Origin of the sequence: uncultured Limnohabitans sp., assembly GCF_937889215.1 — a bacterium.
GTDB lineage: Bacteria > Pseudomonadota > Gammaproteobacteria > Burkholderiales > Burkholderiaceae_C > Limnohabitans_A.
Genome location: NZ_CALBEX010000284.1, coordinates 1 through 10,743 on the forward strand (window position 1 = coordinate 1; position 10,743 = coordinate 10,743).

The 10,743-nt window shown below is 60.6% G+C and carries 9 protein-coding genes; 1 reads left to right on the forward strand and 8 read right to left on the reverse strand.

Annotated features, from left to right (window positions below):
• From Q0341_RS07165 to Q0341_RS07185, 5 genes are all read right to left on the reverse strand, one after another.
• Nucleotides 1–820: ABC transporter ATP-binding protein (locus Q0341_RS07165; RefSeq protein WP_299511558.1), on the reverse strand; the 820-nt coding region annotated here is incomplete at its 3' end.
• Nucleotides 810–1,676 carry a nitrate ABC transporter permease gene (gene ntrB / locus Q0341_RS07170; RefSeq protein ID WP_299511559.1) on the reverse strand — a complete coding sequence of 289 codons (867 nt, stop codon included), beginning with the start codon at nucleotides 1,674–1,676 and terminating at the stop codon, nucleotides 810–812. The genes Q0341_RS07165 and ntrB, both read right to left, overlap by 11 nt.
• A 6-nt stretch (nucleotides 1,677–1,682) precedes the next feature.
• Complete coding sequence (locus Q0341_RS07175; RefSeq protein ID WP_299511560.1) at nucleotides 1,683–3,089, reverse strand: CmpA/NrtA family ABC transporter substrate-binding protein; 1,407 nt, start codon at nucleotides 3,087–3,089, stop codon at nucleotides 1,683–1,685.
• A 361-nt stretch (nucleotides 3,090–3,450) separates the two neighbouring features.
• Nucleotides 3,451–4,104, reverse strand: a complete 654-nt coding sequence (locus tag Q0341_RS07180; protein ID WP_299511563.1) for a response regulator transcription factor — start codon at nucleotides 4,102–4,104, stop codon at nucleotides 3,451–3,453.
• Nucleotides 4,101–5,273 (reverse strand): PAS domain-containing sensor histidine kinase, encoded by a 1,173-nt coding sequence (locus Q0341_RS07185; RefSeq protein WP_299511564.1) that lies wholly within the window; start codon nucleotides 5,271–5,273, stop codon nucleotides 4,101–4,103. Before Q0341_RS07185 ends, Q0341_RS07180 begins: the two co-directional genes overlap by 4 nt.
• Nucleotides 5,274–5,467: 194 nt before the next feature.
• Here Q0341_RS07185 and Q0341_RS07190 point away from each other — a divergent pair, with 194 nt between their 5' ends.
• Entirely contained in the window at nucleotides 5,468–6,214 is a 747-nt protein-coding gene (locus tag Q0341_RS07190; RefSeq protein ID WP_299511565.1) for a tyrosine-protein phosphatase, read from the forward strand.
• A 29-nt stretch (nucleotides 6,215–6,243) separates the two neighbouring features.
• Here the strand turns inward: Q0341_RS07190 and Q0341_RS07195 are convergent, their stop codons facing one another.
• The 3 genes from Q0341_RS07195 to Q0341_RS07205 form a co-directional block, all read right to left on the reverse strand.
• Nucleotides 6,244–7,884, reverse strand: coding sequence for a 3-(methylthio)propionyl-CoA ligase (locus Q0341_RS07195; protein ID WP_299511567.1), 1,641 nt, complete (start codon nucleotides 7,882–7,884; stop codon nucleotides 6,244–6,246).
• Between the two features lie 327 nt (nucleotides 7,885–8,211).
• A complete protein-coding gene (locus tag Q0341_RS07200) occupies nucleotides 8,212–9,258 on the reverse strand; it encodes a homocysteine S-methyltransferase family protein (protein WP_299511569.1) in 1,047 nt (348 codons plus the stop codon).
• 164 nt (nucleotides 9,259–9,422) lie between these two features.
• Nucleotides 9,423–10,743 (reverse strand): peroxidase family protein (locus Q0341_RS07205; protein ID WP_366522753.1); only part of this gene is annotated, 1,321 nt, incomplete at its 5' end.

Below are 10,743 nucleotides of genomic sequence, written 5' to 3' on the forward strand. Positions count from 1 at the left end.
AGTAGCCCGGCAAGTGGTGCAACTGGGCGCGGGTGCGTTCGCGTGGCAAGGGGTTGACCACCACTTCGGCCAGGCCACCGGGCACATAGTTGCCACCCGATTCGTTGCCGTTGCTCATGAGCAAAATGCGGTCTGACAACAAAATGGCTTCGTCGACGTCGTGCGTGATCATGAACACGGTTTGCTGCGTCTGGCGCACGATCGTCATCAGCTCGTCCTGAATCGTGCCGCGTGTGAGGGCATCGAGCGCGCCAAAAGGCTCGTCCAGCAGCAGCATCTTGGGCTGGATGGCAAAGGCGCGGGCAATGCCCACACGTTGCTTCATGCCGCCCGAGAGCTGGCTGGGTTTTTTGTCGATGGCATGCAACAAACCCACCATGCCCACATGCTTTTCCACATGCACATTGACCTGATGTGTTTTCCATTCAGGCCACTTGGACTTGACGGCGAACGCGATGTTTTGCCGCACCGTGAGCCAAGGCATGAGCGCGTGGCTTTGGAACACCACGCCGCGCTCCAAGCTGGGGCCAGCGATTTCACGGCCGTCCATGAAGGCATGGCCTTCAGTGGCCGTGTCCAGGCCCGCGAGTACGTTCAAGATGGTGGTCTTGCCGCAGCCCGAATGGCCAATGATGCAAACGAATTCACCCTTGTCGATGGTGAAGGACACGTCCGAAAAAACCGGTTTGTCGCTTTGGTAGGCCTTGCCCAGTTTTTCAATTTTGAGGAAAGCGCTCATGGCATGGGCCTTGGGTTGGGGTGCAAAAAACTCTGTGGGCAAAGGGGTGGTCAACGCACGGTCACTGGTGTCACTCCACATAGGTCACCGCCTTTTGCACTTGGGCAAATGCCAAGTCCAACAACATGCCGACCACACCGATCACCAGCACCGCAAAGATCACGTTAACCAGTGACAGGTTGTTCCACTCGTTCCAGACAAAGTAACCCACGCCCGTGCCGCCCACCAGCATCTCGGCGGCCACGATCACCAGCCACGCAATGCTCATGCTGATGCGCATGCCCGTGACGATGGTGGGCGCAGCGGCAGGCAAGATGACCAAGAAAGCTTTGCGCAGCGGTGTCACTTCCAGCGTGCTGGCCACATTGAGCCAGTCGCGCTTGACAGCGGCCACACCAAACGCGGTGTTGATCAGCATGGGCCAGACCGAGCAAATGAAGATGACAAAAATGCCGCTCACATCGGAGTCTTTCAGGGTGTAGAGCGCCAAGGGCATCCAGGCCAGTGGGCTGATCGGTTTGAGCACCTGGATGAAGGGGTCAAACGCTTTGCGCATGAGGGGCGACATGCCGATCAAAAAGCCCAAGGGCACGGCCACCAACACCGCCAAGAAAAAGCCCAAGGCCACGCGCCACAGCGAATGCGCCAGCTGGATGCCGATGCCTTTGTCATTGGGGCCTTTGTCATAGAAAGGATCGGCCAAATGGCCCCACATGGCTTTGCCCACTTCAAGGGGCTGCGGGAACCCGGTGCTTTTAACGGCACCGGGGTCCTTGCCCATCATCTTTTGGTACTCGATCTCTTCGGCCGTCATGCCTGCCTTGTTGGCGCCCGCCACCGAAGGCGCAGTGGCTGAGAGCTGCCACGCCCCCAGAAACACCAAGAACATGAGCAACGAGACCAGCGCTGCCCTGGCATTGAGGTGCTTGGTGTTCATCGCCGATTACCCCACCTTGCTGATGGCAAAGCTCTTGAGGTATTCCTCGGGCTTGGCCGGGTCAAACTCTTTGCCCATGATCTTGTGCTTGGGGTAAGGCGAAGTGGCGGCAAAGCTGTGGCCCAACTCCTTCATGTGCTTGCGGGCGTCGGTGATCAAGAACACTTTTTCGGCGATCTGTTTGTAATCCACCTCGCCCTTCACATAACCCCAGCGCTTCATTTGTGTGAGCATCCACACAGCCATGCTCTGCCAAGGCATCGGGTCAAAGCCGGCGCGGTCGGGCACGTTTTGCACCTTGCCCAAGCCGTCGGCAAATTTGCCTGTGAGCACTTGGTTGACCACCGCCTCGGGTTGGTTCAGGTACTGCGCAGGGGCGATCACTTTGGAGATCAATTCTCGGTTCTCGGGCTTGCTGGCCATGGCCGCTGCGGTGAGCACGGCGCGGTAAAGCGCGGCAAAGGTGTTGGGGTTCTTCTGGATGAATTCGGTGCTGGTGCCGAAAGCGCAGCAAGGGTGGCCGTCCCACAGGTCTTTGGTCAACACATGAATGAAACCAACTTCGTCGTACACCGCACGCTGGTTGAACGGATCGGGTCCAAGGAAACCGTCGATGTTGCCCGAGCGCAAATTGGCCACCATTTCAGGTGGTGGCACCACGCGGATTTGCACATCGGTGTCGGGGTTGATGCCGTTCTCGGCCAGATAGTAGCGCAGCAAGAAGTTGTGCATCGAGTAATCGAAGGGCACGGCAAACTTGAAGCCCTTCCAGTTCTTCGGGTCGCGGTTGTTCTTGTGCTTCATGGCCAGCGTGATGGCCTGGCCATTGATGTTTTGAATGGTGGCGACGTTCATGGGCGTGGCGTTCGCGCCCAAGCCCATGCTGATGGCCAAGGGCATGGGCGACAGGAAATGCGTGGCGTCGTATTCCTTGTTGATCATCTTGTCGCGGATCAGGGCCCAACCTGCGGTCTTGGTCACCGACACGTTCAGCCCCTGCTTTTGGTAGAAGCCCAAGGGCTCGGCCATGATCAGCGGCGTGGCGCAGGTGATCGGGATGAAACCGATCTTCAGGTTGGTTTTTTCGAGCGGGCCTTTGGCCTGCGCCATGGCTTGCAAACTGGCCACAGGCAACACGCTGGCGATGGCAGCCATGGCGGTCTTCTTGCCCACAGCGCGCAAAAACATGCGGCGCTCTTCGTCGTGTGGAAACAGCGACTTGACCAAGGTGGCCTCAATGAACTCTTGGCTGTAAGCCTCGAACTCGGACGTCTCGGAGCGGGCGCGCAACTGCACGGCTGCCGCATCGGCCGCCACTTCGGCGTGGTGGTCAGCAGGTGAGTGGTCACGGCCACAGCTGCATTTGAGCATCAGGGGGCGGTCGGCGTTGTAGGGATCGAAAAATTCAGACATGGCAACCTCGCTTTGTTGAAGATGCTCAGACCCATGCAAGCAGCGGGCCAGAAACCCGTGAATGCGTGCCAACGACAGCGCGCAACGCCAATTCGCAAGCTGCTTGTCGATGCGGTGTAGGGCTGCCCCTACAAATTCACAACGAACTGGCACACCCCCATGTCGGACCGGAAGGCGCCGACCTACCTACACCCACACGTCCCGCAAACCGAGCACATCTAGCCCGGCACGCCCTCTTGTAGGTCGTGGCCTTTAGGGTCCGACATTCATCGCATCGCACTGCGACATTTTCAAACGGTGGTGGTGTACAGGCCGCTTGTCGGACCTGAAGGCGCCGACCTACAAGGCTGGTCGGGCATGCTCAATAGCGCCCGCCGATGCTTTGTGCGTACAAAGCCAGCTCCACATCATTCTTGGTGCCGGTCTTTTCCAAGATGCGCGCACGGTAAGTGCTCACGGTGTTGGGGGCCAGGCTCAGTTGCGCACCAATTTCGCTCACGGTGTGGCCTTGGGTCAACAAAAGAAAGACCTGGTGCTCGCGGTGCGAGAGCAGTTCGATCCCGCTTTTGGTGCGTCCTTGGCTCACCAAACTGGCCAGCGCCTCGGCCGTGGTCGGCGTGACGTGCATGCCGCCTGCAGCCACGCGGCGCAGCGCGGCCATCAGCTCATCCGGGTCGGTGCTTTTGTTCAGATAGCCCGAGGCCCCCAGCTGAATGCAGCGCACCGCGTATTGTTTTTCAGGGTAGGTGCTGAGCATGAGCACGGGCAGCCCCGGCCAGTCGCGTCGCAGCGCTTGCAGCACATCCAGCCCGTCCATGCCCGGCAAAGCAATGTCGAGCAACACCACGTCAATGCCCTGCAGGCCCTGCCGTTTTTGCACCTCGTCCAGCACACCGGGGCCAGTGTCGGCCTCCGCCACCACCTGCAGGTGCGGGTCATCGGCCAGCACCATCTTCAGGCCTTCACGCACGATCTTGTGGTCGTCACCCAGCAGCACGCGCACTGTCGCGTTCATGGCGCAGCCTCAAAAACTGGCAAAGGCATGGACAGCCGCATGCGGGTGCCCCGGCCGGGTTGGCTGTCGATGTCGATCACACCGCCAAAGTGGCGGGCACGTTCGCGCATGCCCATGATGCCGTAGGCCTGCGCCGACTCAAAGGCCTGCGCCAAGGCACCGCAACCATCGTCTTCCACCGACAGGTGCAACCAACCCTCGCGTTCCACAATGTCCACATCCACCGTGTGTGCCCGGGCGTGGCGGCCCACGTTGCTCAGCATCTCTTGAAAGATGCGGAACACCGCCATGGCCATGGGCTCAGGCAGCACGCGTTGCTCATTGACTTCCATGCACCACTTGAGTTCTTGCTCGGCCGACTGCACAAACTCTTGCGCCTGCCACTCCAAAGCGCCCCACAGGCCTTGGTGGTCCAAGATGCTGGGGCGCAGGTCGGTGATGATGCGGCCCACATTGACCACCGCGTTCTCGATCAAGCGGCTCATGTTCTGGCACTTGCCTCGCATCTTCTCGCGCATGCTTTGGGCTTCCAGCGCGGCCCGCTGTTCTTGCTCTGACAAGCGCTTGTCCAGCCAACTCACATCCATCTTGAGGGCCACCAACAAGCTGCCCAACTCATCGTGCACCTCGCGGGCGATGCGGGTGCGCTCTTCTTCGCGCACCGCCTCGGACCAGGCGGCCAGTTCACGCAACTGCTGCAAAGCGGTTTCCAGGGCATGGGTGCGTTCGGCAACCCGCACTTCAAGCTCGTCCTTGGCCCGGTGCAAAGCCTCTTGGGCCCGTTTGCGCTCGGTGATGTCCACAAAGGTGACCACCGCGCCGCGCACCTGGCCTTGGTCAAACACCGGGTAACTGGAATACTCCACCGGAAAGCTGCTGCCATCGGCGCGCCAAAACACCTCGCTGTCGATGCGGCAGGGCTCGCCCTGGCGAAACGCGTTGTAAATCGGGCAGTCCTCCAAGGGGTAATGCGCCCCGTCGCCATGCGAGTGGTGCGTGAGCACATGCATGTTCTGGCCCAGCACCTGCTCGGGCTCCATGCCGATCATGCGGGCACCTGCCGGGTTGATGAAAACACACAGGCCGTCCAGATCGACCCCAAAAACCCCCTCGCCAGTGGAAGCCAACATGAGACCCAAAGGGTCGCGCCAGGCGTCGGTGACACCCATGTCGCCGTTCAAGGCAGGCTGCGAAGGAAGTCGTGCAAGGTTCATACACATGACAAGCAAGCCGTGTGCCAAACAGAGCGCAAGATGGGTTCATCACCTTGGGCTGCCCGGGGTTTGTCGCCTTCGGCAACAGGCGGGGCCGGGGCGGCGCGTGACAATGGTGCTCATATTTTTTCGATTTGACTGCTGATTGGATGGCCATGACCCCGGTACCCCCTGCGCTGCTGCAAGGCGCTTCGAACTTTCGCGATGTTGGCGGGTACCGCAATGCCGATGGCCGCCGTGTGCGGCAAGGCCAAGTGTTCCGCTCAGACCATTTGGCGGGCTTGACACCTGACGACTTGGCGCGCTTGGCGTCCTTGGGCATCGGGCACAGCTTGGACTTTCGCGGCGCAGCCGAATCCACCGCCACGCCCTATGCAATCCCCGGCGTGAAGCGTTTGGCGATGACCATCGAGCCCACCGTGATCGCCCGCATGCAAGCCTTGGTGGCGCAAGGCATCGTGCCCACCACCGAAGAAACCGTGGCGCTGATGCAAGAGACCTACCGCGATTTTGTGAACCACAACGCGGGCACCTTTGGCCGTTTTTTAAAGCACCTGCTGGAGCAGCCTACACCGCAGGTGTTCCACTGCACCGCAGGCAAAGACCGCACGGGCTTTGCCGCCGCGCTGCTGCTGTCTGCGCTGGGTGTGGACCGCAGCACCATCGAACACGACTATTTGTTGACCAACCAGCTCTACCAGCGCGATGCCCGCCTGGAAGGCCAAGGCCACCCGCATGTGATGAAGGTGCTGTGGCAAGTGCAGCCCGAGTTTTTGCACGCGGCTTTTGACGCGGTAGAAACACAGCACGGCGGCATGCAGGACTATTTACACGGCGCGATTGGCCTCAGCCCCCAAGAGCTGGCCGAGTTGCAGCGGCGCTTGCTGCAAGACTGACCCCAAGCCTAAGCCGCTGCGCGCTGAATTCAGGCCGTGGGCAAACGATGGTCTTTGTACTGTTGGCGCAATTTGGTTTTGAGCAGTTTGCCCGTGGCCGTGTGGGGCAAGGTGTCGACAAAAACGATGTCATCGGGCAACCACCATTTGGCGATGCGCGTCGACAAATAGGCCATCAACTCTTGGGCCTCGACCTGTGCGCCCGCCCTGCGCACCACCAACAAAAATGGACGCTCCTGCCACTTGGGATGGGCCACGCCAATCACCGCCGCCTCTGCCACGGCAGGGTGCGACTGGGTGGTGTTTTCCACGTCGATGGACGAGATCCACTCGCCGCCTGACTTGATCACGTCCTTGGCGCGGTCCACCAATTGCAAGAAACCATCGGGGTCGATGGTGGCCACGTCGCCCGTGGGAAAGTAGCCTTGCGCGTCCAGCACGGGGCCGCCCTCCCCACGGTAATAACCGCTGGCAATCCAGGGGCCGCGCACATGCAAGTGACCAAACGCCACGCCGTCCCAGGGCAGGGCCTGGCCCTCTTCATCCACGATTTTCAGATCCACACCCCAAACGCCTCGGCCTTGCTTGAGCTTGGTCTTGATCAGTTCTTCGGCGGGCAGGCCTGCATGTTTGGGCAACAGTTTGCTGATCACGCCAATCGGGCTGGTTTCGGTCATGCCCCAGCCTTGTACCACCTCGGCGTTGAACTGTTGTTCAAAACGCTCCAGCATGCCGCGGGCCACCGCCGCGCCCCCAATGCCCACGCGTTTGACCCCCAACTCTTTGGGGTCCAGGTGCGGGTTGGCATCGAGGTACTGGAACAGCATCAGCCACACCGTGGGCACCCCTTGCGAGAAGGTGACCCGCTCTTGCTTCATCAAGTTGTAGACGCTTTCGCCATCCAGGTGCGGGCCTGGCAACACCAGTTTGGAGCCCACCATGGCCGCCGCATACGGCGCACCCCAAGCGTTGGCATGGAACATGGGCACGATCAGCATCAGGGTCTCAGCCGAGCTGATGCCAAACGTGTCAGGGGCCATCTCCATCAAGGTGTGCAGCATGGTGGAACGGTGCGAATACAGCACCCCTTTGGGGTTGCCTGTGGTGCCTGAGGTATAGCACAGCGATGAGGCGCTGCGCTCGTCAAATTCGGGCCAGGTGTATTCGGTGCTTTGCGCGGCCATCAGGTCGTCAAAGCACAACACATTGGGCACACCGATGTCGGGCATGTGGGCTTTGTCGGTCATCGCCACAAAGGTTTTGACGGTTTTGAGCAAAGGCGCAAGTTGCGCCACCAAGGGGGCAAAGCTCAGGTCAAAAAACAGCACCTGGTCTTCGGCATGGTTGACGATGTAGTCAATTTGCTCGGGGAACAAACGCGGATTGACGGTGTGCAAAACCGCGCCACTGCCGGACACCCCAAAGTACAGCGCCAAATGGCGGTACGAATTCCAGGCCAATGTGCCCACGCGGTCACCGGGCTGAACACCCAGCACACCCATGGCATTGGCGATTTGGCGCGACAAGGTACAAATGCCGCGCCAATCGGTGCGGTGCAACGCCCCTTCAGGCAAACGCGACACGATTTCTGTGTCCGGGTGGAATGTGGCGACGTGCTGAATCAGTGAAGAAATGAGCAGGGGGCGATCTTGCATCAGGCCTTGCAGCATGTGTGTCTCCGTGTTTTTTTATAAGAGGCACATCGCCACGCGGGCCAGGTGCCTAGGGGTCAGCCACCGCAAATCACCCAAGCAGTGGTGGTCAGATTTTTAACATAGAAAGGGCGTTGCGTATATGGCGCGATCGGCGGGCAGCGGGGTTTGAACGAACCTCGTCGGACCTGAAGGCACCGACCTACGAGAGGCGAGGGCAGAGGTGGTTGGTTTTCGTAGGTCGGAGCCTTCAGGTCCGACATTTTTTCCTCCGCAAAGCGCCACTTCAATACAGTTGACGTTCACCGCCCAGGAGGGTCACTCGAAGGCGCTCAACAAACAATCTCAAGCCGCTTCTTTGTAAAAGAAGCCACCGTGCACATTGCGCGGGGCCAGCGGGGCGACGGCGCGGCCGATGGCACCGATGTGTTCAGGCGTGGTGCCGCAGCAGCCGCCCACGATGTTGACCAGGCCTTCGGCTGCGAACTCGTGCAACAGGCGGCTGGTCACGTCGGGCGTTTCGTCAAAGCCCGTGTCGCTCATGGGGTTGGGCAAACCGGCGTTAGGGTAGCAGCTGATGAAGGTGTCGCCCGCGACCTTGTTCAGCTCTTGGATGTAGGGGCGCATCAGCGTCGCGCCCAAGGCGCAGTTCAGGCCAACGGCCAGGGGCTGGGCGTGTCGCACGCTGTGCCAAAACGCTGTCACGGTCTGGCCGCTCAGGATGCGGCCCGACGCGTCGGTCACGGTGCCGCTGATGATCAAAGGCAGGCGCTCACCGCTGGCCTCAAAAAATTCTTCGATGGCAAACAGCGCAGCCTTGGCGTTCAAGGTGTCAAAGATGGTCTCCACCATCAACACATCGGAGCCGCCTTCGACCAGCGCTTCGACCTGCTCGTAATAAGCGGCGCGCAACTCTTCAAAGCTCACGTTGCGGGCACCGGCGTCGTTCACATCAGGGCTGATGCTGGCGGTTTTGGGCGTGGGGCCCAATGCGCCAACCACAAAACGGGGCTTGTCTGACGTAGAAAACTTGTCGCAGGCGGCGCGGGCCAGCTTGGCAGACTGCAGGTTCATCTCGCGGGCCAGGTGCTGCATGTCGTAGTCGGCTTGGGCCACGGTGGTCGCACCAAAAGTGTTGGTCTCAATCAGGTCGGCCCCGGCGGCCAGATAGCCTTCGTGAATGTCACGGATCACGTCGGGGCGGGTCAGGCTAAGCAGCTCGTTGTTGCCCTTGACGTCTTTGGAAAAATCCTTGAAACGCTCACCCCGGTAATCGGCCTCCGACAATTTGAAGCGCTGGATCATGGTGCCCATGGCCCCATCGAGGATGGCGATGCGGGTTTTCAGGATCTCGGGCAGCGCCTGGGCGCGGGTGTAGTTCAAGGGTTTCATTGGGAATGGGCTGGTTGGACGGGCATTGTCGCTGACGTTTTCTGGCGACAGGCTGGGCCTTGATCTGGGGCTGCCCATGGGCCTATTTTAAATAGCCTGATCGCGCCCAATCCCGAGGCGGCCCCCGGCGTGTAGGCACGCGCCGGGGGCCGGATTGGCATGCGTTACGCCAAGTCGAAGCGGTCAAGGGTCATGACCTTGTTCCAAGCGGCCACGAAGTCCTGCACGAACTTGGCCTGGTTGTCGTCTTGGGCATACGCCTCGGACAGGGCGCGCAGTTGCGAGTTCGAGCCGAACACCAAGTCAACACGGGTACCTGTCCACTTCACAGCGCCGGTTTTGCGATCGCAGGCTTCGAACGCGGTGGCCGCATCCGTTGTCGGCCTCCACGCCACGTCCATGTCGGTGAGGTTGACAAAGAAATCGTTGCTCAACTGGCCCACGCGCTGGGTGAACACCCCGTGCTTGGAGCCGCCGGTGTTGGCACCGAGCACCCGCAAACCGCCAACGAGCACGGTCATCTCGGGTGCGCTCAAGGTCAGCAACTGGGCTTTGTCGAGCAGCATTTCTTCGGGCGATACGGTGTAGGCTTTCTTCTGGTAATTGCGAAAGCCATCGGCCACAGGCTCGAGCACGGAGAAGGACTCGGCGTCCGTTTGCTCAGCCGTTGCATCGGTGCGGCCGGGCGCGAAGGGCACTTGCACGCTGTGGCCAGCGGCCTTGGCGGCAGCTTCCACCGCGGCGCAGCCACCCAACACGATCAAGTCGGCCAGCGACACTTTCTTGCCCCCGGCGGCGCTGACATTGAAGCCATTTTGCACGGCCTCCAGCAAAGTCAACACCTTGGCCAGTTGCGCAGGTTGGTTGGCTTCCCAGTTTTTCTGGGGGGAGAGTCGAATGCGAGCACCATTGGCACCCCCGCGCTTGTCCGAGCCGCGGAAGGTGCTGGCCGATGCCCAGGCGACGCTCACCAGTTCGCTCACCGACAAGCCACTGGACATGATCTGCGCCTTCAGCACTGTGATGTCTGCGGGGTCAATCAAGGCGTGGTGGACTGCAGGCACCGGGTCTTGCCAGATCAGGTCCTCGGCAGGCACTTCCGGGCCAAGGTACAAGGACTTCGGTCCCATGTCGCGGTGGGTCAGCTTGAACCAGGCGCGGGCATAGGCATCTGCAAACTCGTCTGGATTGGCCTGGAAGTGGCGAGAAATCTTTTCGTAGGCGGGGTCAAAGCGCAGCGACAAATCGGCCGTGGTCATGTGCGGTGGGTGCAGCTTGCTCGGGTCGTGCGCATCCACCACCATGTCTTCAGGCGCCACGTCTTTGGCGCGCCACTGGATGGCACCAGCCGCGGTGGTCATTTGCTCCCATTCGTACTTGAACAAAACTTTGAAGTAGCCCATGTCCCACTGCGTGGGGTTGGGTTTCCATGCGCCTTCGAAGCCGCTGGTGGTGGTGTCACCGCCTTTGCCTGTGCCGTGGCTG

Coding starts and splice junctions, on each gene's coding strand:
- ntrB (WP_299511559.1), bottom strand. CDS start 1,676: ATGAACACCAAGCACCTCAATGCCAGGGCAGCGCTGGTCTCGTTGCTC.
- Q0341_RS07175 (WP_299511560.1), bottom strand. CDS start 3,089: ATGTCTGAATTTTTCGATCCCTACAACGCCGACCGCCCCCTGATGCTC.
- Q0341_RS07180 (WP_299511563.1), bottom strand. CDS start 4,104: ATGAACGCGACAGTGCGCGTGCTGCTGGGTGACGACCACAAGATCGTG.
- Q0341_RS07185 (WP_299511564.1), bottom strand. CDS start 5,273: ATGGGTGTCACCGACGCCTGGCGCGACCCTTTGGGTCTCATGTTGGCT.
- Q0341_RS07190 (WP_299511565.1), top strand. CDS start 5,468: ATGGCCATGACCCCGGTACCCCCTGCGCTGCTGCAAGGCGCTTCGAAC.
- Q0341_RS07195 (WP_299511567.1), bottom strand. CDS start 7,884: ATGCTGCAAGGCCTGATGCAAGATCGCCCCCTGCTCATTTCTTCACTG.
- Q0341_RS07200 (WP_299511569.1), bottom strand. CDS start 9,258: ATGAAACCCTTGAACTACACCCGCGCCCAGGCGCTGCCCGAGATCCTG.